The organism is Streptomyces sp. NPDC052012, from assembly GCF_040689265.1.
Classification (GTDB): Bacteria; Actinomycetota; Actinomycetes; order Streptomycetales; family Streptomycetaceae; genus Streptomyces.
Map to the genome: position 1 here is coordinate 23,918 of NZ_JBFAXA010000006.1, position 26,543 is coordinate 50,460.

19 protein-coding genes are annotated in these 26,543 nt (G+C 73.9%); 9 read left to right on the forward strand and 10 right to left on the reverse strand.

Annotation, left to right across the window (positions count from 1 at the left end; genetic code table 11):
- Positions 1–5: 5 nt before the first annotated feature.
- Positions 6–2,891, reverse strand: a complete 2,886-nt coding sequence (locus AB0412_RS13450) for a nitrate- and nitrite sensing domain-containing protein (protein ID WP_366402708.1) — start codon at positions 2,889–2,891, stop codon at positions 6–8.
- Between the two features lie 418 nt (positions 2,892–3,309).
- On the opposite strand from AB0412_RS13450, the gene AB0412_RS13455 reads away from it, so the two are divergent.
- Positions 3,310–3,912, forward strand: coding sequence for a hypothetical protein (locus tag AB0412_RS13455; protein WP_366402709.1), 603 nt, complete (start codon positions 3,310–3,312; stop codon positions 3,910–3,912).
- A 205-nt stretch (positions 3,913–4,117) separates the two neighbouring features.
- On the forward strand, positions 4,118–5,710 hold the full coding sequence (locus AB0412_RS13460; protein ID WP_366402710.1) for an amino acid permease: 1,593 nt from the start codon (positions 4,118–4,120) through the stop codon (positions 5,708–5,710).
- 83 nt (positions 5,711–5,793) lie between these two features.
- Here AB0412_RS13460 and AB0412_RS13465 read toward each other — a convergent pair whose 3' ends face one another.
- The 4 genes from AB0412_RS13465 to AB0412_RS13480 form a co-directional block, all read right to left on the reverse strand.
- Positions 5,794–10,656 carry a hypothetical protein gene (locus AB0412_RS13465; protein WP_366402711.1) on the reverse strand — a complete coding sequence of 1,621 codons (4,863 nt, stop codon included), beginning with the start codon at positions 10,654–10,656 and terminating at the stop codon, positions 5,794–5,796.
- Positions 10,657–10,703: 47 nt separating this feature from the next.
- A complete protein-coding gene (locus AB0412_RS13470) occupies positions 10,704–11,585 on the reverse strand; it encodes a hypothetical protein (protein WP_366402712.1) in 882 nt (293 codons plus the stop codon).
- A gap of 133 nt (positions 11,586–11,718) precedes the next feature.
- Positions 11,719–13,233 (reverse strand): hypothetical protein, encoded by a 1,515-nt coding sequence (locus tag AB0412_RS13475; RefSeq protein WP_366402713.1) that lies wholly within the window; start codon positions 13,231–13,233, stop codon positions 11,719–11,721.
- Positions 13,234–13,324: 91 nt separating this feature from the next.
- On the reverse strand, positions 13,325–14,029 hold the full coding sequence (locus tag AB0412_RS13480) for a GntR family transcriptional regulator (RefSeq protein ID WP_366402714.1): 705 nt from the start codon (positions 14,027–14,029) through the stop codon (positions 13,325–13,327).
- Positions 14,030–14,167: 138 nt separating this feature from the next.
- On the opposite strand from AB0412_RS13480, the gene AB0412_RS13485 reads away from it, so the two are divergent.
- The 5 genes from AB0412_RS13485 to AB0412_RS13505 are packed head-to-tail and all read left to right on the forward strand — an operon-like array spanning position 14,168 to position 18,636.
- On the forward strand, positions 14,168–15,487 hold the full coding sequence (locus tag AB0412_RS13485; RefSeq protein WP_366402715.1) for an MFS transporter: 1,320 nt from the start codon (positions 14,168–14,170) through the stop codon (positions 15,485–15,487).
- Positions 15,484–16,305, forward strand: coding sequence for a putative hydro-lyase (locus tag AB0412_RS13490; RefSeq protein ID WP_366402716.1), 822 nt, complete (start codon positions 15,484–15,486; stop codon positions 16,303–16,305). Before AB0412_RS13485 ends, AB0412_RS13490 begins: the two co-directional genes overlap by 4 nt.
- A 20-nt stretch (positions 16,306–16,325) precedes the next feature.
- On the forward strand, positions 16,326–17,084 hold the full coding sequence (locus AB0412_RS13495; protein WP_366402717.1) for a 5-oxoprolinase subunit PxpA: 759 nt from the start codon (positions 16,326–16,328) through the stop codon (positions 17,082–17,084).
- Positions 17,081–17,770 (forward strand): allophanate hydrolase subunit 1, encoded by a 690-nt coding sequence (locus AB0412_RS13500; protein ID WP_366402718.1) that lies wholly within the window; start codon positions 17,081–17,083, stop codon positions 17,768–17,770. Before AB0412_RS13495 ends, AB0412_RS13500 begins: the two co-directional genes overlap by 4 nt.
- Positions 17,767–18,636, forward strand: coding sequence for a biotin-dependent carboxyltransferase family protein (locus AB0412_RS13505; protein WP_366402719.1), 870 nt, complete (start codon positions 17,767–17,769; stop codon positions 18,634–18,636). The genes AB0412_RS13500 and AB0412_RS13505 overlap by 4 nt, the downstream gene beginning before the upstream one ends.
- A 41-nt stretch (positions 18,637–18,677) precedes the next feature.
- Here the strand turns inward: AB0412_RS13505 and AB0412_RS13510 are convergent, their stop codons facing one another.
- The 5 genes from AB0412_RS13510 to AB0412_RS13530 all read right to left on the reverse strand — a co-directional run bounded on the left by AB0412_RS13510 (position 18,678) and on the right by AB0412_RS13530 (position 24,162).
- On the reverse strand, positions 18,678–19,535 hold the full coding sequence (locus AB0412_RS13510; protein WP_366402720.1) for an SGNH/GDSL hydrolase family protein: 858 nt from the start codon (positions 19,533–19,535) through the stop codon (positions 18,678–18,680).
- Positions 19,532–20,737, reverse strand: coding sequence for a glycosyltransferase (locus AB0412_RS13515; protein WP_366402721.1), 1,206 nt, complete (start codon positions 20,735–20,737; stop codon positions 19,532–19,534). Before AB0412_RS13515 ends, AB0412_RS13510 begins: the two co-directional genes overlap by 4 nt.
- The gene (locus AB0412_RS13520) at positions 20,734–21,858 is read right to left on the reverse strand and encodes a glycosyltransferase family 1 protein (protein WP_366402722.1); all 1,125 of its coding nucleotides are present in this window, start codon (positions 21,856–21,858) and stop codon (positions 20,734–20,736) included. The genes AB0412_RS13515 and AB0412_RS13520 overlap by 4 nt, the downstream gene beginning before the upstream one ends.
- 170 nt (positions 21,859–22,028) lie before the next feature.
- A complete protein-coding gene (locus tag AB0412_RS13525) occupies positions 22,029–23,447 on the reverse strand; it encodes a HEAT repeat domain-containing protein (protein ID WP_366402723.1) in 1,419 nt (472 codons plus the stop codon).
- A 322-nt stretch (positions 23,448–23,769) separates the two neighbouring features.
- A complete protein-coding gene (locus AB0412_RS13530; RefSeq protein ID WP_366402724.1) occupies positions 23,770–24,162 on the reverse strand; it encodes an ankyrin repeat domain-containing protein in 393 nt (130 codons plus the stop codon).
- Between the two features lie 308 nt (positions 24,163–24,470).
- On the opposite strand from AB0412_RS13530, the gene AB0412_RS13535 reads away from it, so the two are divergent.
- A complete protein-coding gene (locus tag AB0412_RS13535; protein WP_366402725.1) occupies positions 24,471–24,665 on the forward strand; it encodes a hypothetical protein in 195 nt (64 codons plus the stop codon).
- A gap of 46 nt (positions 24,666–24,711) precedes the next feature.
- Positions 24,712–26,499, forward strand: a complete 1,788-nt coding sequence (locus AB0412_RS13540; RefSeq protein ID WP_366402726.1) for a hypothetical protein — start codon at positions 24,712–24,714, stop codon at positions 26,497–26,499.
- Positions 26,500–26,543: the final 44 nt, after the last annotated feature.

Genomic DNA, 26,543 nt, shown 5'->3' on the forward strand with positions numbered 1-26,543 from the left:
GTTCCTCATGGTGCTGTGCCGCTGTCGGTGTCGTCGCCGGCGGCGTTCTCCTCGCGGCCGCGCTGCCAGCCGCGCTGGAGCGAGGCCATGCGGCTGCGTACTTCCTCCGCGTCCCGGTCGACGGGCGGGGAGGTGTCGTCGTTGCGTCGTTCGGTGCCGCGCTTGAGCTGCGGGGCGAGGCTGGCCTGCCGTACCCGCCGGGGCAGTGCCGCGGTGCCGGGCTGTGCGCCTCCGGGCCGAGCGGCTCCAGGCTGTGGGGGGCCGGGCTGTGCGGCACCGGCTTCTGCGGTGAGCTGTTCGTCCGTGCGGGATCCGGTCCCCGGCCGGGTGGCGTCCGTGGCCCGCCGGCGGGACGGCAGGGGCGGTGGTGTCTCCACGTCCGGTCGTCCCTGCTCTCTGCCGCCCGCGGAGGCGCGGTCGACGCCGCGTCGTGCCGGACCCGGGGACGCGGGCGCCGGGCCAGGACGTCCGGTGCCCCGGCCCTCCACACGATCGTCGCCCCGGCGCCGGACCGGAAGGGGAGGTGCTGCCTCCAGTTCCGGGCGGGGCGAGTCGGTGGTGTCGTCCTCCGTACGCTCGCGCCGGGCGCGCTCGTCGCGGACCGGGCGCCCATGCGAGCTGACCAGCTTGGGGGTCCCCCGGCGCGGCAGTGGCAGCGGGGCGCTCACCTCGTCGTCGCCGGTGTCGCGGCCCGGTCCGCCGGGGGCCCGGTGATGCGGCTCGCGGCGGCGGCCGGTCCGCTCGTCCTTGGCGCGCGACCGGTGGGGGCGGAACAGACCCCCGTGCTCGCTGTCGTCGTCGCCGAGCGCGCCGGGGAAGTCGTCGAGGGCGTCGAGGTCGACGGGGGCCTCGAGCTCGACCGGTCCGTCCAGGAGGGAGGCGGGCAGCCCCGGCAGCTGGACGGGCACCTGGGAGAGTGCGGCGCGGCGGCTCTCCTCCGGTTCCTTGTCCTTGGTGAGCTGGGGACGGTCGAGGCGGAAGCCGACGCCGTTGGTGTCCGGGACGTCGTCCGTCAGCAGCGCGTCCGGGATGAAGACGACCGCGGTGGTGCCGCCGTACGGGGACGGCTGCAGGGAGACACGGACGTTCTGCCGCTGGGCGAGACGGCTCACGACGAACAGTCCGAGCCGGTCGGTGTCGGACAGTTCGAACTCCGGCGTCTCGGCGAGCCGCAGGTTGGCGTCCAGGAGCGCCTCGGCCGCCATGCCGAGACCGCGGTCGTGGATCTCCAGCGTGAAGCCGTTGGCGACACGCTCGCCGAGAACCTGGACAGCGGTGTGCGGCGGGGAGAACACGGTGGCGTTCTCCAGGAGTTCCGCCACGAGGTGGGTGAGGTCGGCGACCGCGGGCCCGGTGACGGCGACCCGGGGCAGCCGGCGGACCTCGATGCGTTCGTAGTCCTCGACCTCGGCGACGGCCGCGCGTACGACGTCCATGAGCTGGACGGGCTTGCGCCACTGCCGGGAGGGTGCGGCGCCGGAGAGGATCACCAGACCCTCGGCGTGCCGGCGCATACGGGTGGTCAGATGGTCGAGGCGGAACAGGTCGGCGAGTTCCTCGGTGTCCTCGGTCCTGCGCTCCATGGCGTCGAGCAGGGTGAGCTGCTTGTGCAGCAGGACCTGGCTGCGGCGGGCGAGGTTGACGAAGACCTCGGAGACACCGGCGCGCAGCTCGGCCTGTTTGACGGCGGCCTCCACTGCGGCGCGCTGCAGGGTGTTGAGGGCTTGGCCGACCTCGCCCATCTCGTTCTTGTCGTACTCCAGGCGGGGTACCTCGGTCTCCACGTCGACCTGTTCCCCTGCGGAGAGGCGGCGCATCACGCTGGGCAGCCGGACTCCGGACGCCTCGTGGGCCTCCAGGCGCAGCTGGCGCAGGTCCCGGATGAGTCCGCGGCCGATGCGCACGGACAGGAACAGCGAGAGCAGCAGGGCGATCAGACCGAGCACGCCGGCGATGACGGCCTGGGTGATGACACCCATGGCGACGGGGCGGACGCGGTCCTGATAGCGGTCGGCGGCCTGGTCGTTGAGGGTGCCGAGTTCGTCGAGCACCTTGCCGGCGGCGGTGTCCCAGCTCTTGGCGGTGATCCCGCGGGCCGGCCCGGCCCCGGACGAGACGGCCGCCTCCTCGCCCACGCGCAGCGGAGCGGAGGCGGCGTTCTTCCAGAAGGCCTCGTAGCGGTCGCGTTCCGACACGGGCAGCTGCGGCAGGCCGACGTCGTACATCACCGTGCGCTGCGCCATCAGGTCGGAGACGTCCCGGACTTCGGCGGCGGACAGCTTGCCGACGATCAGGGCGGAGCCGAGCAGAGCGTCCTCGCGGGAGAGGAGTTCACGGGCTCGGGCGAGGTTGACGAGGGCCCGGTACTGCTTGTCGAGCTCGACGTCGTCGACCACGTGCAGATTGGCGAGCAGGGCGTAGCAGGGGTCGACCAGCCGGTTGTAGAGGTCGAGTGCCTGGGCGCGGTTGACGGTGCCGTCCTCGACGCTGCGTCGCAAGGACTCGATGCCGCTGAAGGAGTCGAGGACCGCACTCAGCTCGTCGGTGTCTCCGCCGAGCGCCTCGCGCACCTCGGAGCTCGCCGCGTTCTCACGGACGCTGCTGACGGCCTTGTCCGTGGCGACACGGCTCCGGCGCAGCGCGGCGAGCCCGTCGGAGGCACGGGGATCGGCGAGATAGACGAGCGTCTGGCGGCGCTCCTGCTGAAGGACGCGGACGGTGTCCTCGACCGGGTAGCCGACCTTCTCCATCACCGAGGACGCGTCGAACAGCCGGCTCGCCTCGCGGCCCGTGAGCACCGTGGTGAAGGCCCAGATGGTCGTGAGCGACAGCAGCGGCACGAGAAGCAGCGCCACGATCTTCCGGCGGATGGACTTCCCGCGAAAGCGCATGGCCTCCCCCAGCTCGGCCCCCGGCGGGCCGGGGGTACACATGTGCGTCAACAAACGGCGCGAGCCTACTACCGAGCCACAGTTAACTCGAAGAGCCGTCCGGAAGCTGAACTTCCGCACCCGCGCCGAGACATGCCGAGTTGTCCGGGCATTGCGGGAGATTGCCTCCCGGTGACCGAGGTGGCGTCGCGGCTCGATCTCCGGGCCGTGCGGGGACGGTTGGCCGAAAACATTCCGCAGTCGGGAATCTTCGTGTCGCGCCGTTCGTCCTTCTCTGTGGGACATGGGGGCGGAATCGGTCACAGGAGCCGAATCGCGCACCTGGGCGGCGTAAAACAGCGCAAGCCGGGCAGCCACTGGGGAGTCGGGTCTTCGGACACGAGCGAAGGGTCTGCCGGCGGTGGGGAGTGACACGGTGATGGGCACGGCTGAGCGGCGCAAGGCGCCCGAGGACGGCGCGGCGGCGCACGTGACGACACGATCGCGCGCCGAGGCGCCGAGCGGGGGCGTTCCCGCAGCCGAGCGCGGGGAAGTCACCGGTGGTGACGTCCGGCCGAAGGGCGGCGCGTCGAGCGGCGAGACCCGGGAGACCGGTGGGCGTGCGCACACGGAGGCCTCCGAGCAGGCCTACTACCGGCCGCTGTGGATCGAGGAGCCCGCGCGACGGCGGCGGATGCCCGATCCGGTGCGCACGGCGGCGGTGCGGGCGGTCCTCATCATCGCCGTGACACTGATTCAGGCCATGGTGGCTTTTCTGTGCACCCTCGCCGGGTCGTGGCTGGCGTTTCCGATGGTCATCAGCAGCGTCGTCAGCACCATCGTGGCGACCTGGGGTGCGCTCGACGTGTGGGTGACCCGCCAGGTGTGGAACCAGCGCCACGGAGTGCTGTCCGAACCCAGCAGCACCGCACGGGCACTGCGGCGTGAACGGCGCCGCGCCCGGCGCCAGGAGCGGGCCGCCGAGCGCGCGCAAGCACGAATACGCCGCCGGGGCGGAGCGGGCCAGCTGTCCCACTCCTGACGGACGCGCCTGGCACGCAGGGGCTGCTGCCGTCCGGCACGGCGACGCACCCGCTCGGGTAGCACGGGCTGACGGGAAGCCCACAGGGCACTCGGGCCCGCGGGGCTCGATGAGTATCGCGAGCCGAAGCACATCTGGCGCAACACCCGCCCCGAGCCCCAGGGTTGGTTCTCCTGACCCCCACGCCCCTTGAGGAGAACCGCGCATGACGACGACCGACCGTCCCCCCACCGGCCCCCAGGGTCCACGCGGCACACACGGCCAGGACGACGCCGAGCTCGCCGAGTTCGGCTACAAACCCGAACTCAAGCGCACCCTCGGCAACTTCCACACCTTCGCCGCCGGGATCAGCTACATATCGATCCTGACCGGCACCTTCCAGCTGTTCTACTTCGGCTACGGCAGCGGCGGTCCCGCCTACTGGTGGTCGTGGCCGATGGTGTTCGTCGGCCAGTTCATGGTGGCGCTGTGCTTCGCCGAGCTGGCCGCCCGCTATCCGGTGGCGGGATCCGTCTACAACTGGGCCAAGCGCATCGGCAATCCGCATCTGGGCTGGCTCGCCGGCTGGATGATGCTGATCGCCTCCATCGTGTCCATCTCGGCGGTGGCGCTCGCCTACCAGCTGACGCTGCCGCAGATCTCCGACACCTTCCAGATCGTCGGGGACGGCACCGGTACGTACGACGTGGCGACCAACGCGGTCATCCTGGCCGCGGTGCTGATCCTGTTCACCACTCTGGTGAACGCCTTCGGCGTCAAGCTGATGGCGCGGATCAACACGGCGGGCGTGTTCATCGAGCTGATCGCCGCTGTCGTACTGATCGTGATGCTCGCCGTGCACATCACGCGCGGCCCGCAGGTCGTGCTGGAGACCGAGGGCACCGGCTCGGGCTTCGCCTCCGGCTACCTCGGCGCCTTCCTGGTGGCGTCGCTGGCGTCCGCGTACGTCATGTACGGCTTCGACACCGCCGCCTCGCTCGGCGAGGAGTCCCTCGACCCGTCCCGAAACGCTCCCCGCGCCATCATCCGCGCGATCGTCGCCTCGTTCGTCCTGGGCGGGCTGATCCTGCTGCTGGCACTGATGAGCGTGTCCACCCTCAAGGGCGACAGGCTCTCCACGGACGGACTGCAGTACGTCGTCCTCGACGTGCTCGGCCCTACGGCCGGCAAGGCGATGCTGTGGTGCGTGCTGGTCGCGGTCACGGTGTGCGCGCTGGCCGTGCACACCGCGGCGATCCGGCTGGCGTTCGCGATGGCCCGTGACAACAACCTGCCCGCGGCCTCGCTGATCGCCCGGGTGAGCCCGCGCTTCCAGACGCCGGTGCTCCCGGCGGTGATCATCGGGATCCTGGCGCTGGCGATCCTGGTCGTCAACATCCGTCAGCCGCAGATCTTCACGGTGGTCACCAGCATCGGCATCATCATGATCTACCTCGCCTATCTGGGCGTCACGGCGCCGATGCTGGTGGCGCGGCTGCGCGGCCGGTGGCAGCCCGCGGACAACGGCCGTTTCTCGCTGGGCCGTTGGGGACTGCCGGTGAACATCGTCGCGGTGCTGTGGGGTGCGGCGATGACGCTCAACCTGATCTGGCCGCGCGCCGCCGTCTACAACGCCACGGCCCCCTACCACTGGTACCTGCGCTGGGGAGCGGTGCTGTTCGTCGCGGTCATCGCGGGCGGCGGCTTCGCCTACTACTGGTTCGTGCAGCGGCACCGCACCGGTGTCCTCGCCGAGCACCGGCTCGACACCGATCCCCCGCAGCCCACCGCTCCGCTGGCCGCTCCGGCGGCCGACTGAGGGCCGGCGCATGAGAGCCAGGGGCGCGAGGTCGTGGGGCGACTGCGGGACCATCGTGGCTGGTCGCGCAGTTCCCCGCGCCCCTAGGGGGTTGTCGGCGCCGGGCGTTTGAACATCCGGGTCGCCGTGATCTCGCTGTGCACGGCCTCCTCCGCCCGGGGCTGCTGCGGAAGCCCCGGGCGGAGGTGTTCCTCCACGCTGATGTACTTCAGCCCCGCCCTGAGGTCCGCGTCGTTGCGCAGCCGGATGACCAGCGGGAACTCCGCGAGTGCGGTGGTGTCGAACAGCCCGGTCGTATAGAGGAGCTGCACACCGAGCGCGTCCGCGACGGCCCTCTGGAGTTCCAGCAGGTACGTGGCGTTGGCGCGCCCGATGGGATTGTCCAGGAACAGCGTTCCGGCATGCCGGTGCCGGTCGCGCCCGCGGTCGTTGGAGCGCAGAGCGGCCATCGTGCAGTACAGGGCGATCGCGGCGGTGAGGAGCTGGCCGCCGGAGAAAACGTCGCCCATCTGGCCGACGGGGACGCGCTCGGCGCGCAGCACGGCGTCCGGCTTGAGGATCTCGACGGCGACGCCCTTCGGCTGGAGTGCGGCGGCCACCCCGCGCAGCAGCAGGGACATGCCGTCGCGCCGCAGGTCGGAGTTCTTCTTCACGGCCGCGCGGGTCGCGTCGTCGATGACCTCGCCGAGCCGCTCGGTGAGGGTGGCCTGGTCGGGCTCCTCGAAGCGGATGCGCAGGAACTCCTGTCCCGACCACTCGCCGAGTCCCTCGGGCAGTCGGGACAGGCGCTGGGCGGAGCGCAGGGTGGCGAGGGCCGACTCGACCAGCCCCCTGAGCCGGTCCACGATCGAGTCGCGGTTGCGTTCCAGCTGCTCCAGCTCGTCGGTGAGGACGCGCAGCCGGGGCGCGAAGGCGTCCGCCCAGCGCTGGGCGTGCTCGGGCAGCGCGGAGGCGGGCAGCTCGCGGATCTGCTGCCGCGCGGGGGTGCGGACCTGCTCGTAGCGGGTGGAGTTGGCGTGCCGGACGAGGACGTCGCTCGCCTCCCGCACGGCGGACTCGGCGGCGGACAGGTCGGCGGCGCAGCCGCGCAGCGAGCGGCGGGCCTCGGCGGCCGACTGCCGGGCCTCCTCGAGGCTGCCCGGGTACGGCTCGGGCTCGTCCGGCTCGTCCTCGGGGGTGTGCTCACGCAGCAGATCGCGGAGCAGGGCGGCGATCTCGTCGAAGCCGCTCGCCGCGTCCTCGGCGGCGCGGTGTGCTTCGAGGAGTTCGGCGTGCGCCTCCCGGGCCGCGGTCAACGCCTCGGTGCGGGAGGCGAGTTCGGCCGTGGCGGTGCGCAGGAGAGCCTGGGCGTGCTCCGCGTCACGCGGGACCAGCTCCTCCGGGAGCTCGGTGTGGGCCTCGCCGTCGTCCGGCGCGAGCCGCTCGGCCTCGCCGCGCAGCCGCCCCAGCTGCTCGCTCGCGCTGGACATACGGGTCTCCAGGAGCTGCACCAGCTCCTCGGCGCGGGCGGCGGCGGCCTGCCGGCTGGGCCCGTCCGAGCCGTCGGGCGACTCGAGCAGCTGCTCCGCGCGCGTGCGGACCTTGTTGCTGAGTCGGTCCAGCTCGGCGCGGGCCGCGCTCTCGTCGCTCTCCGCGCGCGCCTGCTCGGCGCGCAGATCGGCGCCGACACCGACCTTCTCGTACACCTGGGACGCGGCCCGGTACGCCTCGCGCAGCGCGGGCAGGGACGCCTGCCGCTCCCCGGCGCCGTCCGCACCCTCTGCGCCGTCCGCGCCGTGCGCGGGTACATCGTCGGGGGCGCCCGCGATCTCGGAGCGCTCGGCGCGCAGCGCACGCGCGGTGCGGCGGGCGTCGTCGGCGGCGCGCTGGGCGGCGCGCCGGTCCTCGTCGGCGGCACGAGCGCGGTCCAGGCAGGCCTGGGCGCGGGCCTCGGCCTCGGCGGCCTCGTCGGCCAGTTCGCGCAGTCTGGCCTGCCAGCCGGCGCGTTCGCGCAGCCGGAAGGCGAGCCCGGCGAGGGCGTCGGCGGCGCGCCGGGCCTTCTGCGCGGCCTCCTGCCGCTCGTCGCGGACGCGGGCGGCGTCGGCGGCCGCCTCCTCGGCCTCCGCGCGGACGGTGCGCGCCTCGGCCAGCTCCGCCTCGGCCTCCTCGGCGAACAGGCGCGCGTCGTGTGCCGCCCGCGCCAGCTCGGTGAGCCGTCCGGCCGGGCAGCCGGTGCGCCAGGAGGCGAGGCGGGCCGCCAGCTCCCGGTCCTTGCCGAGCCGTGCGGCGAGGGCCCGGATCTCCTCGTCGCGTTCGGCGGCCCGGGCGCGCAGCGCCTGGCGTTCCTCGTCGGCGGCGTGCTCGTCGTGCATGGCCGGGTTCGGCGGTACGAGGAAGACGTCCCCGGTGTCCGTGTCCTGCGCAGGGGTCGGCGCGAGCAGCGCGGCGGCGGTTCCCACGGCGACGGCGGAGCGGGGCAGCAGGGCGGCCTCGCCGAGTACCGCGCGGGCGCGGACGTGGGAGTCCGGGTCGGTGATGATGACGCCGTCGACCAGCTCGGGCCGGGCGGCCAGCACCCGCGCGTGGTCGGCGGGGTCGACGGCCTGAGCGAGATACCGCCAGCCGGGCAGTGCGGGGATGCCGTGCTCGCCGAGGAACTCGACCGTGGCCAGCACGTCCGGTCCCGGCGGCAGCAGCCCGCCGTCACCGAGGGCGCCGAGGATCCGGGCGTCGTCGGCGGCGGCGGTGCGCAGCTCGAACAGCTGCCGCTCGGCGGAGGAGACGGCGTCGTCGAGCAGTTCCCGCAGCTCGTCGGCGAACCGGTCGAGCTCCTCGGGGCCGAGAGGGCCTTCGCCGAGGGGCCGCGCCATGCGGGGACGGGCCCGGTCACCGCCGGTGCCGCCCGGGGGCTCCTCTCCGGGTCCGGCGGGCGGGGGCACCCGGTCGGACGACGCCTGGCCGGTGCCAGGACCGTCCGACCGGTCACGGGAATCCTCGCGGTGGCCGGGACCTGCGGCCGGGGCCGTCGCGCCGGCGGCGCCGCCGGCCTCGGACGCGCCGGCGCGCGCGGCGTCGGTGTCCGTACGTGGCCCCGGCACGCCTGCGCGGCCCGCTGAGGACGCCGCCGGCAGGCTCAGCAGCTCCGCCAGGCGTTCCTCGGCGGCGAGCGACTCGGCGGTGCGGTGCTCGGCCTCGTAGGCGCGCTGTGCCGCCGTGGCCGCGTCGGACGCGCGGGCCGCCGTGAGTTCCGCCCGGCTCTCGGCGGCGGCGGCCTCGCGGGCGTGCTCGGCGGCCCGGCGGGCCGCCTCGCGCGCGAAGTCCCAGGCCTCGACCGTCGTCTTCTCGGCGTCGCTCGCGGCGAGCGCCGCGCGGGCCGGGTCGGCGTCGGGGGCGCTGTCGTCCAGCCAGCCCGAGCGGACCGCCTCGGCGGTCTCCTGCTCCACCTCGGCGAGCCGCTGCCGCAGATGCCCGATCTCGCTGCGGGCCCGCTGTGCCTCGGTGGCGGCGGCCGTGGAGTCGCGGTAGGCCGCGTCGCTGACCTCCTGGAGGGCCGCCGACCGCTCCTCCTGCTCGTTGGCGAGGTTCTCGGCGTTCTGCGCGGCGGCGTGCAGGGCGCGCACCAGGTCGACGGCGGCCTTGGCGCGGGCGGCGAGTGCGGGGGCCGCGTCGCGCTCGGCCTCCTGGATCGCGGCGGAGACGCGGGCGGCCCGGTCGGCGGCGGCGCGGTGGCGCAGTACGGCCTCGGCGGCCTGCCAGGCGGAGTACAGCGTGCGCGCGTCGGCGAGTTCCCGCTTCTGCGCGGCGGCGGACTTCTCGGCGGCTGCCAGTGCCAGGGAGGCGTGCCGGTAGGCGAGTTCGGCGGAGATCAGGGCGCTGCGCTCGCGGGCGCCCTCGGCGTGCGTCACCGCGTACGCCGCGGCGGTGACCCGCTGGGCGAGGTCGGCCGCACGGTGGCGTTCCTGGGCGCCGCGTGCGGAGAGCCGGCGGGCGAGGGTGCGGGTGCGGCGCTCGGCGGCGGTGTGGATCTCACGCGCGCGTGCCCGCGCGTCGGCGGCCTCGACGATCCGGCCGAGCAGGTCGACCGACCCGGCGGTGAAGTCCCGTTCGGCGATCAGCTCGGCGCGCCGCCCCAGCTTGTTGCCGAAACCGCTGACCAGGTCGGCGAGTCCGTCGGTGTCGCGGGTGTCGGTGACCGCGCGCAGCAGCAGGTCGGTGAAGTCGGAGTCCTTCTTGACCGCGAAGAGACCGGCGGCCTCACCCTCGTCGGCGTTCATCTCCCGCTGGTAGCGGAAGAGTTCGGGGTCGAGTCCGAGGTCGCCGAGGTGTTCGGTCCAGCGTTCGTGGATCTCCTCCCAGTGCACCTCCAGGTGCGGGTACGTCTTGCCCGCCTCGGTGAGGGCGTCCCGGAAGCCCTTCATGGTGCGCCGCCGGCCGCGCGCCCCCGACTGGCCCTCGGCGGGCGGCCGTACGGCGGTGGACTCGGCGACCGGCAGATTGTCCAGGCTGAGCCCGGGGCCGGGCCGGAAGGAGTACCAGGCCTCCGCGAACTTGCGCGGGTCGCCCGACACCTGCCGCCCCCGCCATTCGCTGACCTTGCCGACGACGACGCACTCGCCGGTCTGGACGTGCTGCCACTCCAGGGCCACGTGCCCGCAGTCGTCGGCGAGCAGGAACTTGCGCAGCACACCGGAGCTGGCGCCGCCGAGGGTGTTGCGGTGGCCCGGCAGCATCACCGAGAAGATCAGCTTGAGCAGGACGGACTTGCCGCCGCCGTTCTCCAGGAAGAGCACGCCGGCGGGCGCGGGACGGCGCGGCGGGCCGACGGGCTCCTCCTCGAAGAACTCCGCCTGCGCCGGCGCGGGGTCGGGTACGGGCTCGCCCACCCCGCGCAGGTCAAGCACGGTGTCGGCGTAGCGCGCACCGGCGGGCCCGATGGAGTAGAGGCGGACCCGGGACAGCTCGTACATGGCGGACTCTCGTAAGGCTGGGTGAGAAGGGGTGGTCGGGAGGATCTTCAGGAGGAGTGGAACGGCAGGCCGGCGTCGGCGACGAGCTCCAGGTCGTCTCCGTCCTCGGGCGGCAGGAGCGTCGGTGTGCCGTCGGTGACCGGGACGACGCCCAGCTCCAGCAGCTCGGCCAGGGCGGCGCTGCCCGCCATGTCGCGCACCTGGAGCTGGTAGCGGGCCGTGGTGCGGTACGTGCCGCCGTGGTCGTCGCCGGTGCGCTGGAGGAAGCCGGAGTCGGTCAGGAACGTGACGGCCTTGGCCACGATCCCGGTGGTGGAACCGGCGAGTCTGCGCGCGTCCTTGGTGGCGCCGGTCGCGCTGCGTCTGGCCCAGACCCGCCAGGCCGCCTCCAACCCGGGGGCGTCGCTGACCGGGTCGGTGTTCTCGCCCTGCTCGGCCGCGCGCTCCTCCAGCCGGTGACAGGCCTGGCGCACGAAGGCGTCGACGCCGTTGACGGTGACGCGTCCGATGTAGCCGTCGTCGGCAAGGTCCTCGGGGCGCGGGAAGGCCATGGCGGCGACGGCGAGGTGGGCGAGCCCGTGCAGGAACCGGTCGCCGCCGTCTGCGGAGGTCCGCCGCGCGTAGTCGCCCATGCGAACGGCGAACACGGAGTCCTCGGCGGCGGTGACGGCCATCCCGGCGCGCGGCGACACCTCCAGCACGATCAGCCCGAGCCCGGTGGCCACGGCGTCCGCGAGCCGCGCGAACGGGGGATCCTCCCGGTACCGGCGCAGCAGATCCGCGTACTCCTGATCGCGGGCGGGCTGCAGCTTGGGCTGCAGCCCGAAGGCGACGAGCCGCGCGGCATCGGCGGCGTCGGCAGGGGTGACGGCACCGCTCCCCGCGGACGCGGGAGCATCTCCCTCACTCCACTCGAGGTGCTCATTCACGGACGAAACTCCTTGCACTGACGAACACGGACCGGGGCAGCACCCTCAGGGGCGCGGGCGGTATCGATATGCGGCTCCGCCGGGCGGGCGCGATCAGCCACGACGGGCCCGCAGCCGCCCTCGGACAGACACCTCACGCCGCCTCCGATCCAGCCGCCGCGTTCAACAGCGCCGTCCCCACGATGAGATCGGCACCGCCGAACTCCGGATCATCCAGTTCCGTGCCGTCGTCCACGGCGAACAGCAGCTTCCGCTCCCCCTGCCGGACCGCCGTCCCCACCGGCGGACTCGCCGCGTGCACCGCGAGCAGCGCCACCAGATACGGCAGCTCGGGATCGCGCCGCCGGGCCTCCGCCAGCAGCCCGGACAGCCGCCGTGGCGCGTCCGCCGGCAGATCCAGCAGTTCCGTCGCCGCCGCCAGCTGCTCCTCGCTGAAGCGGCTGTCGTCCGGTGTGGCGATCAGGTCGGGCTCGGGCATCTCCGCGCCGAGGTGCTCCCGCTCCACGGGCGGGGTGAGCAGTATCTCGACTAGATCGGTGAGCCGGACGGACACCGGCGTGCGCAGCCCCGTGCCATGCGCGAAGAACGCGTCGGTGACCCGGACGGCCTGCTCCACGGGGAGCGGCAGCGAGGGCGCGAGGAGGTGGCCGTAGAGGTCCGTGCCGGACGCCGCGGTGGGCGTGGCGAAGGCCTGCCGGTCCTGCTCGGCGCGGAACAGCGGGCCCGCCTCCAGCAGCCGGGACTGCAGCTGCGTGTGGCGCCGGATGCAGTCCTTGACGATGTCCACGAGCTCGGCGGCACGGCGCTTGTGCTCGGGGTCCTCGGATTCGTCGCGGGCCTTGCGGATGTTGGTGAGGATCGCGTTCTCGTGGCGGTATCGGTCGGCCACGTGGTCCAGTGCCTCGGCGATCATGTCGGGCACGGCGGTGAGCCAGTCCACCGCGCGGACGTTGCGCCGGGTCGCCTCGAGGGCGCGGCGCAGAGTCTCGGAGTACTGCACGGTCCGGTAGCGGGCCTGCTCCGCGGCGAGCTGGGCGTCGGCGAGCCGGCCGCGGCTGATCAGCACCTCCAGCTTGACCTCGGCGGCGATCTGCGCGCTGGTGACGTCGGTGTCCAGGGCGCCGACGAGCACGTTGACCGCTTCGTCGGTGGTTCGCAGGTACACGGCGCCGCCGGGGCCGGGGACCTCCTCGATCAACTTGAAGTCGTAGTCGCGGCGGACGTACGTGCCGTCGGCGCCGAAGACGCCGTACACCGCGCGGAAGCCGCGGTCGACGCTGCCGACGTTGATCAGGTTCTCCAGGACCCAGCGGGCCACCCGCTCGTGCTCGGCGGCGGGTCGGCGCGGGGCCTGGGCGGCGATGCGCGGGATGAGCCGGGCGACGATCTGGTCGTGGTCCGCGCCCGTGTCGAAGTCCATGTTCAGGGTGACCAGGTCGATGGCCGCGAGGGCGATCTCCGCCATGCCGTACACCGAGTACTCGCCGGCCAGGTTGGCCTTGCGCGCGTCCAGGTCGTGCAGCGGCGCGGTGCAGGCGAGCGCGCGCAGCCGCCGCGCCAGTCCCTCGTCGGCGGCCGGCCCCGGCGCGGGGCGCGGCCCCGCGCTGAGCTGGGGCGGAACGCTGTCCGTCGATGCAGGCGAAGTCACGGTGCACAGACTAGGTCCTCGGTCTGACAACGACCCAAACGACCCAGATGCACCCCGGCTCACACGCCCGGACCGCCGCCTCCCGCCCGGCTCAGGCGCCCGGGCCGTCGTCCCCCACCCGGCGCCGGTACACCTCCACCACGCGTTCGAGCGAGTCGTCGAGATAACCCGCCAGCAGTTCCTCGGCCTTGTCGCGCTCCCCCGCCTGCAATGCCTGAAGAATCGCGACATTTCGTGCGATGTACGGCTCGTGCAGCCGCTGCGGCTCGTCCACCACGTGGAACGCCAGCCGCAGTTCGGCGAAGACACTGCGCATCAGCTCGTCGGTGCGTTCGCTCGCGGCGAGGGCCACCAGTTCCCGGTGGAAGTGGATATTGGCCGTACCCACCGCTTTCCAGTCACCTTCGCGCGCCGCCCGGCGCCCCTCCTCCACCGCCCCGGCGAGCGCGTCGAGCGCGTAGGGCGGCTCGCCCAGGCCGCGCACGACGGCACACTCGACGAGCCGGCGGGTGCGGTAGATGTCCTCGACGTCCTCGACGGTCAGGACCCGCACGAAGACGCCCCGGTTCAACTCGTGGACGAGCAGCCGTTCATGCGTGAGCAGCCGGAACGCCTCGCGGAGCGTGTTGCGCGAGACACCGAGGGCCCCGCCGATGCTGTCCTCCGACAGCCGCGTCCCGGGCGGGAAGTACCCCTCGGCGATCCGGCTCCTGAGGATGTCCGAGACCCGCTCGGCGGTGCTGGTACGGCCCAACAGGGCGCGGTCGTCGGCCAGTCCCCTCAGCTGCTCTGCCATGCCCGGAATTCAATCGCACGCGGAAGAACGAGACAACATGGGTATTGAAGGATCGTTCAACGATCCTCTACCTTGCTGGACACGGCACGGCTCACCTCCCCCCTCACGCACCCTCCGTCCTCCCCCTGCGAGGTGCCCATGAGCACGACCCCTCCACCGCGTTCCCTGACCGACTCCGCACGCCCCACCCCGGCCGAACAGCCCCCCGACGACGGGGCGTTCGGCTGGCTGCGTGCGCTGGGACCGCGCGGCCGGCGCGCCTTCGGCGGCGCGTTCGGCGGCTATGCCCTGGACTCCTACGACTACTTCACGCTGCCGCTGACGATGGTCGCGCTGTCGGCGTACTTCGGCCTGAACAGCGGCCAGACCGGCCTGCTCACCACCGTCACCCTGGTCGTCTCCGCGGTCGGCGGCGCCCTCGCGGGAGTGCTGGCGGACCGCATCGGCCGGGTCAAGGCGCTGCTGCTCACGGTCATCACCTACGCGGTGTTCACCGTCGCCTGCGGCTTCGCGCCCAACTACGAGACGCTGCTGGTGTTCCGGGCGCTGCAGGGCCTGGGCTTCGGCGGCGAGTGGGCGGTCGGCGCCATCCTGGTCGCCGAGTACGCGAGCGCGAAGCACCGGGGCCGCACCCTCGGCGCGATCCAGAGTTCCTGGGCCGTCGGCTGGGCGCTCGCGGTGATCGTGTACACGATGGTCTTCTCGTTCGTCGACGACGACCTGGCCTGGCGGGTGATGTTCTGGACCGGCGCGCTGCCGGCCGTGCTCGTCGTGTGGGTGCGGCGCAGCGTGCACGACGCGCCCAGGGCGACCGCCGTGCGCGAGCAGAGCCCGCAGAAGGGCTCGTTCGCGGCCATCTTCCGGCCCGAGCGGGCCGGGTCCCCGGGTCTGCTGCGCACCACCGTGTTCGCGGTGCTGCTCTCCACCGGTGTGCAGGGCGGCTACTACACGCTCGCCACGTGGGTTCCGACGTACCTCAAGACCGAGCGCGAGCTGTCGGTCGTCGGCACGGGCGGCTATCTGACGTTCCTCATCTCGGGCGCCTTCATCGGCTATCTCACCGGCGGCTATCTCACCGACCGGCTGGGCCGCCGCCGCAACATCTGGCTGTTCGCGCTGCTCTCGGCGATCTGCATCCTGGTGTACGCGAACCTGCCGAGCGGCGCCAACACCCTGGTCCTGGTGCTCGGTTTCCCGCTCGGCTTCTGCATGTCGGCCATCTTCAGCGGCTTCGGCTCCTACCTGAGCGAGCTGTACCCGACGGCGGTGCGCGGCACGGGACAGGGCTTCACGTACAACACCGGACGCGCGGTCGGCGCCGTCTTCCCCACGACGGTCGGTTTCCTGGCCGACAGCTGGGGCGTGGGCGGAGCGCTGGTGTTCGGCGCGATCGGATACGGCCTGGCGGCGCTGGCGCTGCTCGGGCTGCCGGAGACCCGCGGGAAGGAGCTGGAGTGAACCGCACCGACGACCGCCCCGTGACCCTCGTCGACGAGCACGCGCACGCGTGGCGCCCGGCAACGGCACGCGCACGCTTCCGGGAGGGGCTCAGCGGCCCCACCGCCGGCGTCGCGGCGGGGCACACCCAGGCCAACCTGATCGCGGTGCCCGCCGACTGGGCGTACGACATGCTGCTGTTCTGCCAGCGCAACCCCAGGCCCTGCCCGGTCCTCGACGTCACGGACGCCGGATCGGTCACCACCGTCCTCGCCGACGGCGCGGACCTGCGCACCGACCTTCCGCGCTACCGGGTGTGGGAGCACGGCGAGCTGGTGGACGAGCCGGCCGAGGTGCGGGCGCACTGGCGGGGCGATCTGGTGTCGTTCCTGATCGGGTGCAGCTTCACGTTCGAGTGGGCGCTGGCGGCGGCGGGCGTCCCGCTGCGGCACATCGAGCAGGACCGCAACGTGCCGATGTTCGTGACGAACCGGCAGTGCCGCCCGGCCGGACGGCTGCGCGGGCCGATGGTGGTGTCCATGCGGCCGGTGCCGCCTGGGTGTCTGGCGGCGGCCATCCGGGAGAGCAGTCTGATGCCGGCGGTGCACGGCGGCCCGGTGCACTGCGGCGATCCCTCGGTGCTCGGCATCGACGACCTCGGCAGCCCGGACTTCGGCGATCCGGTGGAGCCGGAGCCCGACGACATCCCGGTGTTCTGGGCGTGCGGGGTGACCCCGCAGGCGGCGGTCATGGCCTCGCGTCCGCCGTTCGCGATCACCCACGCGCCGGGCCGGATGTTCCTCACCGACGCCCGCGACGACCAGTACCGCGTGGCCTGAGCAGGAGACACGAAGGATCCATGACCTCGATCGATCTGAACGCCGACCTGGGCGAGGGCTTCGGCCGCTGGCGGCTCACCGACGACGAACGGCTGCTGTCCGTGGTGACGAGTGCCAATGTGGCCTGCGGTTTCCACGCGGGTGACGCGGTCACGATGCGCCGGGTGTGCGAGCTGGCGGCGGAGCGCGGCGTGCGGATCGGCGCCCAGGTCTCCTACCGGGACCTCGCCGGTTTCGGGCGGCGCGCGATGGACGTGCCGCCCGCCGAACTGGCGGCCGAGGTGGCCTACCAGATCGGGGCGCTGGAGGTGTTCGCCCGCGCGGCGGGCTCCCGCGTGGCGTACGTCAAACCGCACGGGGCGCTCTACAACCGGGTCGTGCACGACGAGGAGCAGGCCGGCGCGGTCGTCGACGGGGTGCTCCTCGCGGACGCCGCGCTGCCGGTGCTGGGGCTGCCCGGCTCGCGGCTGCTGGAACTCGCCGGGAAGGCGGGGCTGCCGGTCGTCACGGAGGCGTTCGCGGACCGCGCGTACACCGACGAGGGCACGCTCGTACCGCGCGGCGAGGAGGGAGCCGTGCTCACCGAGCCGGACTCGGTCGTGGCGCGTTCGGTGGGCCTGGCCCGGTCGGGCGAGGTCGAGACACGGTCGGGGCGGCGGGTGGAGGTGCGGGCGCGGTCGCTGTGTCTGCACGGTGACACGCCCGGAGCGGTCGACCTGGCACGGCGGGTCCGTGAGCGGCTGGAGGCGTCGGGCGTGCGGGTGGAGGCCTTCGCATGAGGGTCCTGCCCGTCGGCGAGGACGCCCTGCTCGTCGAGGTCACCTCGGGCGAGGAGGCGCAGGCCCTCCACGCGGAGCTGCTGCGGCGCCGCGCGGAGGGCTCGCTGCGGGTCGGCGAGATCGTCCCGGCGGCGCGCACGGTGCTCCTCGACGGCCTGCCCGACCCGCGCCGCACCGCCGCTGAACTGACCGCCGCGGACATCCCGCCCGTCCCTCCGCGCGCGCGGGAGACGGTCGAGATCCCGGTGCGCTACGACGGCCCGGACCTGGCCGACGTCGCCGCGCACTGGGGCGTTCCGATGGAGGAGGTGGCCCGCATCCACGCGGGCACCGAATTCCACGTCGCCTTCTGCGGCTTCGCGCCCGGCTTCGGCTACCTGACGGGCCTGCCGCCGCGCTACGACGTCCCCCGCCGGTCGACGCCGCGCACCACCGTCCCGGCCGGCGCGGTGGCTCTGGCGGGCCCGTACACGGGCGTGTACCCGCGCTCGTCCCCCGGCGGCTGGCAGCTCATCGGCACGACGGACACCGTCCTGTGGGACCCCACCCGCACACCGGCGGCCCTCCTGTCCCCCGGCACACGGGTCCGCTTCGTCAGCACAGCAGGTGCACCGGCCCCGTCGGTCGGCCCCGCAGGCCCGGCACGCGTACCAAGCCCGTCGGCCGGACCGGCAGGTGCGGCATGACGGACCGGGCGCTCGCGGTCGTGCGGGCGGGAGCGCTGACCACCGTGCAGGACCGGGGTCGCCGCGGGCATGCCCACCTCGGCGTGCCTCGGTCCGGTGCCCTCGACGAGCCGGCGGCGGCACTGGCCAACCGGCTGGCCGGGAACGGGCCGGACGCGGCCGTCCTGGAGACCACGCTCGACGGGTGTTCCCTGCGCCCCCGTTCGACCGTCACCGTGGCGGTCACCGGCGCGCCCTGCCCCGTCACAGTGGAGGGGCGCCCGGTCCCCTGGAGCGCGCCGGTACGCGTCCCCGCGGGGGCGCTGCTGGACGTCGGTCCGGCCGTGAGCGGTGTCCGCGCGTATGTGGCCGTCTCCGGTGGGATCGCCGTCGAGCCGGTGCTCGGCAGCCGCTCCACCGACCTGCTCTCGGGCCTCGGCCCTGCACCCCTCACGGACGGCGCGGTGCTCCCACTCGGGGCTCCGCCCGCTCGCCACGCGCGCGTGGACACCGCCCCGCAGCCGGCACCCCCGGCCGAACTCGTGCTCCGGGTGACGCTCGGCCCGCGCGACGACTGGTTCACGCGCACGGCGATACGAGCCTTCACCTCTCGCGTGTTTCACGTCTCGCCGGCGAGCAACCGCATCGGCCTGCGCACGACCGGGCCCGCGCTGCAGCGCGCCCGCACCGGCGAACTGCCCAGCGAGGGCATGGTGCTGGGCGCGGTCCAGGTGCCGCCGGACGGCACACCGGTGGTGTTCCTGGCCGACCACCCGACCACCGGCGGCTACCCGGTGATCGCGGTCGTCCGTCCCACCGACCTGCCCGCCGCGGCCCAGGCCCGCCCCGGCACCCCCGTCCGCTTCGTCCCGGTCCGCCGCCGCTGACCCACGCGGCGGTCCCCACCGCCCTGCCCTTTTCCCACCCCTCAAGCAACCCCCCGCCGCTGCTCCCCCGCCGCCAGTGCCGCCAGCGCCGCCGACACCGCGGCGGAGGTACGCAGATCGAGGCGGATGCTCGTGCCGCGTGCGTGATGGCGTACTTCGTCGGCGGCCAGCATCAGCAGCTGCGGCAGCAGGTCGGTGCAGCGGCGGGCCACCCAGCCGGTGCCGGCCGTGGCCAGCCACCACAGGCTCGCACGCGCCGTGGGAGCCGGTGACTCGGGCTCCAGCGCGGGCGCCGGGCCCGTGGCGAGACCGTGTTCCCTCAGCAAGGCGTGGAAGCGGTGCGCCAGTTGGCGGTGCCCTCGCTCGCCGGGGTGCAGCCGGTCCGCGCTCCACATCGCGCGGTCGGTGATCCAGTCGCCCTCGCACGCGTGCAGATGCACCGCCCCGTACCGGTCGGACAGCGCGTGGACCACCGTGTTCACCGCCCGCTGCCGCCGGGCCAGCGGGCGGGCCAGCGCCCCGGGCAGCCCGAGCATCGCACCGGGGTCGGGCAGACAGGCGGTGAGCAGCACGGCGCCCTGCCCGGTGCAGGAGGCGTACACCTCGTCCAGCCGGGCCGCCACCGCGCTGATGTCGAAGGTGCGGCGCAGGGTGTCGTTGACGCCGACGACGACGGACGCCAGGTCGGGCCGCAGGGCGAGGGCGGCGGGCAGTTGACGGTCGAGCACGTCGCGCGTCTGCGCCCCGCTCACCGCGAGGTTGGTGAACCGCACGGCTCGCGGCGACTCGTCCAGGGACGCCGCGAGCAACGCCGCCCACCCCCGCCACCGGCCGGCGACCCGGTCGCCGACGCCCTCGGTCAGCGAGTCGCCGAGGGCCACGAACCGGGAGGGTCTCATGCCGGCCCCCCGGGCATCACCGGCCGCAAGGGGACGGGGCGTTCGGCGCGGACACCGGCGCCCGGCGCGTCGTGCGCCGCGAGGAAGGCGGCCACGGCGGTGTCCCACCCGAAGTACTCGGCACGGGCGCGTGCCGCCTCGCGCCGGTCCTCCTCCCGCGCGGCCAGCACCAGTTCGACGGCGTCCGCGAACGCCTCCCCCCGGTCGTCCGCGACGGCTCCGGCAGCGCCGATCACCTCCGGCAGCGCCGACGACGCGCTCGCCACGACCGGCGTGCCGCACGCCATCGACTCCAGCGCGGACAGCCCGAAGGTCTCGGCGGGGCCCGGTGCCAGGCACACGTCGGCGGACGCCTGCAGGGCGCCGAGGAGCCCCCGGTCGCGGACGTGGCCCAGGAAGACGGCGGGCAGAGCGCGCTCCCGTGCGCGCTGTTCGAGCCGCGCCCGCAGCGGCCCGTCCCCGGCCACCACCAGCACCGCCCTCCGTCCGCGCCGCGTGAGCGCCTGGAGGGCGTCCAGCGCGGTGCCCGGCCGCTTCTCCACGGACAGCCGGGAGCACATCACCAGCAGGGTCTCGCCCGCGCGCGCGTACCGCTCCCGCAGCCCCGGATCGCGCAGCGCCGGGTTCCGCTCCACCAGGTCGACGCCGAGCGGGGCGCGTACGACGTTGCGCGCGCCGATGCGTACGAACTCCCGCGCCGCGAACTCGGTGGTGCACACGATGCGCGCGTAGGTGTGCGCCGTACGGGTGTTGAGGGCGTCGGCGGCCCGCCGGGCGGCGCCCTCGGGCAGGCCCCAGGTGCGCAGCACGCCGTCGGCGGTCTCGTGGGAGACCATGACCGCGGGAATCCGCTCCCGTCGCGCCCAGCGGCCGGTCCAGCGCAGGGTGGTGCGGTCGGACACCTCGAGGCGGTCGGGGGCGAGTTCCCCGAGCAAGTCGGCGAGGCGCCGTTGGTCGGTCAGGACGCGGTAGCCGCCGGTGCCGGGCAGCTGCGGGCCCGACAGGGTGATCACCCGCCCTTGCTCGGTCTCGCGGTCGCTCTCCCGCTCACCGGGGACGACGAGCACGGGCTCGTGCCCCGCCGCCCGGTACCCCTTGCCGAGCTCCCGCAGGGCGGTGCGCAGCCCTCCGGAGGCGGGTGCGACGAAGTTCGCGAGCCGCACGATGCGCAGCGGAGCGTCGTTGCGGACGGACCTCCTCATGCCGCCACCGCCGTCCTGCGCCCGGCGAGGACGTCCGCGTAGTGCCCGATCAGCTGGTCGCCCACGGCCGCCCAGGTGCGCCCCTCGACCATCGCGCGCCCGGCGGCGCCGTAGGCCGCCCGCAGCCCGGGACCGGCGGCCAGGGCACTCACCGCGTCGCGTACGGCGTCGGCGTCGCGCGGCGGGACGAGCAGGCCGGTGTGGCGGTGGGCGACGAGGTCGAGCGGTCCGCCCACGGCGGGCGCGACCACCGGCACCCCGCTCGCCATCGCCTCCTGCACGGTCTGGCAGAAGGTCTCGAAGGGGCCCGTGTGCACGAAGACGTCCAAGGAGGCGAAGATCCGGCCGAGTTCGTCACCGGTGCGGCGGCCGAGGAAGACGGCGCCGGGCAGTGACTGCTCCAGCCCCGGCCGGCTGGGTCCGTCCCCCACGACGACGACCCGTACCCCGGGCAGGGCGCACGCCCCGCCCAGCAGCTCGACCTGCTTCTCGGGGGCGAGCCGGCCGACGTAGCCGACGATCAGCTCGCCGTCGGGGGCGAGCGCGCGGCGCAGTGTCTCGTCGCGCCGGTCGGGCCGGAAACGCTCGGTGTCGACGCCTCGCGGCCACAGTCTGACGCGGGGTATGCCGTGCGCCTCCAGGTCGCGCAGGGCGGCGCCGGACGGGGCGAGGGTGAGGTCGGCGGCGGCGTGCACGGAGCGGATCCGCCGCCAGGCCGCGGCCTCACCGGCGCCCATGTACGTACGGGCGTACCCGGCGAGGTCGGTCTGGTAGACGGCGACGGCGGGCAGACCGAGGCGGGCGGCGGCGGCCATGCCGCGTACGCCGAGGACGAACGGGCTGGCCAGGTGGACGAGGTCGGCCCGGTGTTCCGCGATCGCGGCGGCGACCCGGCGGCTGGGCAGGGCGACCCGGACCTGCGGGTAGCCGGGGAGCGGGAGGGAGGGGACCCGGACGACGGGGCACGGCGCTGCGTCGTCGGGCGCGTCGCCCGCGGTGGCGGGGGCGACGACGACGGGGACGTGACCGCGGTCGACGAGGTGCCGGGCGGTCTGGAGCGCGCAGTGTGCCACGCCGTTCACATCGGGGGGAAAGGACTCGGTCACGATGACGACTCGCATACCGGTGTTGTCGCCGCACCGGACGTGGCCACGTCAACGTGGATCTTTCCGTACGGGGAACGCGCCATGAGCGTTCCCCCGCACCCCGAGCAGGTCGGGCGGCATCCATGCGCCCCTGCCCCGCGGGTCATCCGCCGTTCAACCGGCCGTGCCCGCGGAGCGGCGGTGGGTCACACGGCCGTGCCCTCCGGGCCGATCCTGCTGCGCACGGCTGTCTGGACCTCGGCCTCCTCGGCCGGGTCGGCGGCGAGCCGGCGCAGCCGTTCGACGACCCTGGTGTCGCCCGTCTCGGCGTGGCGGGCGGCGATCTCGCGGGTGGACTCCTCGCAGTCCCAGAGGCATTCGACGGCGAAGCCGGTGCCGAAGGAGGGGTCGGTGGCGGCCAGGGCGCGGGCGGCGCGGCCGCGGAGGTGGGACGAGGCGGTCTCGCGGTAGATGTGGCGCAGCACGGGGGCGGCGCAGCCGATGCCGAGGCGTCCGGCGCCGTCGACGAGGGTCCACAGGGTGGGCGCGTCGGGCCCCTCCCCGCGGACCGCCTCGCGGAGGGCGGCGAGGACCAGGTCGCGGTCCTGCGCACCGCCCCGGCAGGCGAGGACACGGCCGGCGGCGGCGCCGAGCGGGTCGGGCCGGCGGGCCCAGCCGCGGGCCCGGTCGACGGCGGCGAGACTGCGCATGCGTTCGAAGGCCGCGACGGCGGCCTCGACGACGGCCGTCGAACCGGTGGCCACGGCGCGCTCGATCAGGTCGAGCGCGTCCGGATCGTTGCTGTCGGCGAGATACCTCAGGGCGGTGCACCGGGCTCCCTCGGTGCCGTCCTGGGCGGCCCGGACGATCTCGGGGCGGTCCTCGGGGCCCGCCACGGCGGTGAGACAGCGGGCGGCCGGGACATGGAGCGCGGCGCCCCTCTCGACGCCTTGCTGGGCCCACTCGAACACGGCTTGCACGCTCCACCCCGGGCGGGGCCCGGCCGGGCGCATCTGCCGCTGCCAGCGGTCGAAACATCCGGCTTCGTGGGCGGCCCGCACACGGGTGGCGATCGAGGGACGCGGATCGTCGGCCCACAACCGCCAGGGCCGGGGTTCGAAGGCGTCGCGCACGGTCGCGGCGAGCTCCGCCTCGCCCTCGGGGTCGGCGGGGAACCGAGCGAGCACCGGCGCGGCGAGGGCGCGCAGGCCCGCGTCGTCGTCGCGGAGCGCGAGCTCGTCCAGGGCCCAGTTCCAGTTGGTGCCGTGCGCGGCGTACCTGCGCAGCAGTTCCAGGGCGTCCCGCCTGCCGTACGAGGCGAGATGGCCGAGGACGGCGAGGGCGAGTCCGGTGCGGGACTCGTCGGTGTCCAGCACGTCCTCGGGGTCGAAGAGGTGGGCCTCGATCGCATCCAGTTCGCCGTGCAGATCGAGGTAGAGGCGGGCGTAGTAGAGGGAGCGGTTCTCCACCTGCCAGTCGTGACGCGGGTCGCGCAGCACACAGTGGTTCAGCGCCGCGAGCGCCTCGGGGCGCGGGGCGGTGAGCGCGTGCAGCGTGCCGTCGCCGCGACCCCGCTGGAGCAGGCCGAGCAGCGTACCGCTGGGCGCTATGACCGGATCGAACATGGGAAACAGCCTCACATCAAGCGTCGACGCAACCGGGGACGTGCATTACCTGGCCGCGTGACAACACGTCGGGGCGCCCGCCGTTTCCTGCTTGCTGTAGACCATCTTCCTCTGCCTCTCGTCGGTGGCCCATGCGGGCCGCATCACGGCCCGCGCGGTGCGGCATCACCTGCCCAGCCATCACGTCCGTGAACCACGTCGTCATGATGACCCGGCGGTCACTTCTACCGCGACCGATATTTCGGCGGCCCCGTACCGCCTCCCCCGTTGTCGGTGTCTTCGCTGGTCAGAGCGCGTTGTGAGCGCTCGGTGCGGGTCCGGCTCAGTGCTCGCCGAACAGTTCGAGCAGTTCCGCCCGGCCGAACATGCGGGCGGTGTCCACGGCCGAGGGCGTCCCGGCGGACGGGTCGGCGCCGCCCTCCAGGAGCGCCTTGATCACCTCTGTCTCACCCTTGAAGGCGGCCCCCGCGAGGGGGGTCTGGCCGCGGTCGTTGACCCGGTCGGCGTCGGCGCCGCGCTCCAGGAGCGCGCGGACCGTCCCGGCGTGCCCGTGGTAGGCGGCGAGCATCACGAGCGAGTCGCCGCGGTCGTTGGTGAGGTTCGCCGGAACGCCCGCGTCGACGTAGGCCACGAGCTCGTCGGTCCGGCCGCTGCGGGCCAGATCGAAGATCTTGGTCGCCAGCTCCACGACCTCGGGGTCGGGGGCTTCAGTCATCGGCCGGACCGCCTCTCACGTGCTTGTCGGTACTGCGGGTACAGGGCGTACGTCTGCGAGCGGTGCAGAGCCGTACGGGTGAATCGCCAGGGTACTGGCTCGCGCGGCACATGACCCGATGCGTCCGAGGTAAAGATCACGGCAGACCCGACCGGACGCAACCGCCCACGTCAAGGAGGCGCGACAGGCCTCCGCCACGCGAGGGAAAACCACCGAAATGCACCCAGTTGCACCTTTTATCGTATAGACACATGCTGTGAGCCTGGAAGAACTCAGGGTGACTGTCCCCGTGAACCAGGAGAACTCACATGTTCATCTCGATCTCATGCGTCGTGCTGCTCGGCATCGTCGTCTTCATCTTCTTCCGCAAGGACGGACTGAAGCTGTCGCACGCGCTGGTGGCGATGCTCTTCGGCTTCTACCTGGCCAGCACGGCCATCGCCCCCAGCATCAAGGCCGGCGGCGAGAGCCTGGCCAGTCTTCTGGGCGGACTCAAGTTCTGATCCGCCCGACACCCCGCCCGCCCGTACGCACCCTCTGGAGGCAGCAGTGGCCCGGCGCCCCCTCCCCCGCATCCTCAGCAACGGCGGCGCACAGCTCGCCCGGAGCCGGGAGCTGGCCCGGACGGCGGCCGACAGCGCCACGGACGTCCTCCATCCGCTGATCACGATCACGCGCGGTCTGCGCCGGCTGGCCTCGGCCGGCCGGCGCAGATGGACCGAGACACCCAAGGACCGGCGCGGCGCGCTGCTCTTCCTGGTGGCGTCGGTGGTCCTGGTCGTGGCGCTCATGCCGTACGGCCCGCTGCTCGCCGTCGTCACCCTGATGGCGGCGGCGGCCTGGCAGGGCCGGGACCGCAGACCGCCGGTGCCGCAGGGGCCCGACGCGTCCCAGAGCCAGCGCCTCAGATCGCTCTACGAGGCGCTGGTGCCGTACTTCTCCACCGCCGAGGACCCCGAGCCGCTGTACAGCCACGGCGGCGCGTGGGACAAGGCGTTCCCGGAGTACGAGTTCGACGGCGGCGGCCGCGTCACGCACCTGGTGATCAGCTATCCCGCCTACTTCACCGACGGCGAGCCGCAGTCCCGCGCCCGGATCGAGCACCTGCTCACCGCGAAGTCGGGGCGCGACCGCGAGTACCACTTCGCGTGGGACGAGGAGGGCAACCAGCTCACCGTCCGCGCCCTCGCGCCCCTGCCCGTCGACATCACGGCCCAGCGCTTCGTCACGTCCCCCGGTGAGACGGTCCTCGGCTTCACCGACCCCATCCGGGTGCAGCGGACCCTGCCGCTCACCCACGGCGAGCAGCAGCGCGACGTTCCGCCCGTCGTCTGGCGCACCGGCATCCGCTCGACCGAACCGCATCTGCTCGCGGTCGGTCAGCCGGGCAGCGGCACCTCGACCCTGTTGCGCTCCATCGCCCTGCAGGCCCTCCAGCACGGCGACGTGATGATCCTCGACGGCGGCGGCACCGGCGAGTACGCCTGCCTGACCGGTCGGGACGGCGTGCTGGCCGTCGAGTGCGGCCTGGCGGGGGCGCTGACGAGCCTGGAGTGGGTGGCGCAGGAGACGGAGCGCCGCCTGATCGCCGTCAACCGGGCGCACCAGGCGGGCGACCCGCCGCCGGAGGACACCAGGCGCCCGCTGTGGATCCTGCTGGACCGCCCGACCGTCTTCACGCACCTGGCCGCCACCGACGGCCGCGAGGACCCCCAGTCGCTGCTCCAGGCCCCGCTGCGGCACGGCCGTCCGGCGAACGTCACGGTGGTCGTGGCCGATCAGCTCGACAGCCTGCAGTCCCTCAGCGAGGCGGTACGCCAGCACACACGCGCGCGTGTCGTCCTCGGCCCGGCGACCGCGGAGCAGCTGGAGTCCGTCCTCGGTGCCCCGCCGCCCACCACGCCGGTCGACCAGATCCCCGCGGGCCGCGGCTACGCCCGCCTGGGCGCTGGTCCGGTGCACCGCCTCCAGGTCCCGGCCACGCCGAACCCCTACGACGACGCCACCAGCGAAGCCCACCGGCAGGCGGTCCTGGACCTCGTGCCCCCGCGCACGACTCCGGCGGACGCGGACCTGGCTCCGAGGGAGCGCCTGGAGCAGGATCAGGAGCGCCTGGAGACGGATCCGGACCAGGCGGCGGAGCCCACGCCACCGGCGCAGGCGGTACGCCTGGAGAAGGTGCCTGCGGAGCGGACTCCGGACGAGGACAGGGCGGACGAGGACAACAGGGCCGGGCAGGAGCCGGACGCGGGCAGGGTGCCCGCCGACACCGCGGCCGCCGGGTCGGCCCTGAAGGAGTCCGTGGCCAGGGAAGCGGCGGTCGCCGAGTCCTCCTGAGCCCCGCAGCTCCTCGGACCCCGGAGTCCAGCGCGAACCCCGAG

Bases quoted from the DNA above. Each gene is read 5' to 3' on its own strand.
- AB0412_RS13450 (WP_366402708.1), bottom strand. From the start codon at position 2,891: ATGCGCTTTCGCGGGAAGTCCATCCGCCGGAAGATCGTGGCGCTGCTT.
- AB0412_RS13485 (WP_366402715.1), top strand. From the start codon at position 14,168: ATGAGCACGACCCCTCCACCGCGTTCCCTGACCGACTCCGCACGCCCC.
- AB0412_RS13505 (WP_366402719.1), top strand. From the start codon at position 17,767: ATGACGGACCGGGCGCTCGCGGTCGTGCGGGCGGGAGCGCTGACCACC.
- AB0412_RS13495 (WP_366402717.1), top strand. From the start codon at position 16,326: ATGACCTCGATCGATCTGAACGCCGACCTGGGCGAGGGCTTCGGCCGC.
- AB0412_RS13525 (WP_366402723.1), bottom strand. From the start codon at position 23,447: ATGTTCGATCCGGTCATAGCGCCCAGCGGTACGCTGCTCGGCCTGCTC.
- AB0412_RS13480 (WP_366402714.1), bottom strand. From the start codon at position 14,029: ATGGCAGAGCAGCTGAGGGGACTGGCCGACGACCGCGCCCTGTTGGGC.
- AB0412_RS13500 (WP_366402718.1), top strand. From the start codon at position 17,081: ATGAGGGTCCTGCCCGTCGGCGAGGACGCCCTGCTCGTCGAGGTCACC.
- AB0412_RS13515 (WP_366402721.1), bottom strand. From the start codon at position 20,737: ATGAGGAGGTCCGTCCGCAACGACGCTCCGCTGCGCATCGTGCGGCTC.
- AB0412_RS13510 (WP_366402720.1), bottom strand. From the start codon at position 19,535: ATGAGACCCTCCCGGTTCGTGGCCCTCGGCGACTCGCTGACCGAGGGC.
- AB0412_RS13460 (WP_366402710.1), top strand. From the start codon at position 4,118: ATGACGACGACCGACCGTCCCCCCACCGGCCCCCAGGGTCCACGCGGC.
- AB0412_RS13455 (WP_366402709.1), top strand. From the start codon at position 3,310: ATGGGCACGGCTGAGCGGCGCAAGGCGCCCGAGGACGGCGCGGCGGCG.
- AB0412_RS13535 (WP_366402725.1), top strand. From the start codon at position 24,471: ATGTTCATCTCGATCTCATGCGTCGTGCTGCTCGGCATCGTCGTCTTC.
- AB0412_RS13465 (WP_366402711.1), bottom strand. From the start codon at position 10,656: ATGTACGAGCTGTCCCGGGTCCGCCTCTACTCCATCGGGCCCGCCGGT.
- AB0412_RS13520 (WP_366402722.1), bottom strand. From the start codon at position 21,858: ATGCGAGTCGTCATCGTGACCGAGTCCTTTCCCCCCGATGTGAACGGC.
- AB0412_RS13530 (WP_366402724.1), bottom strand. From the start codon at position 24,162: ATGACTGAAGCCCCCGACCCCGAGGTCGTGGAGCTGGCGACCAAGATC.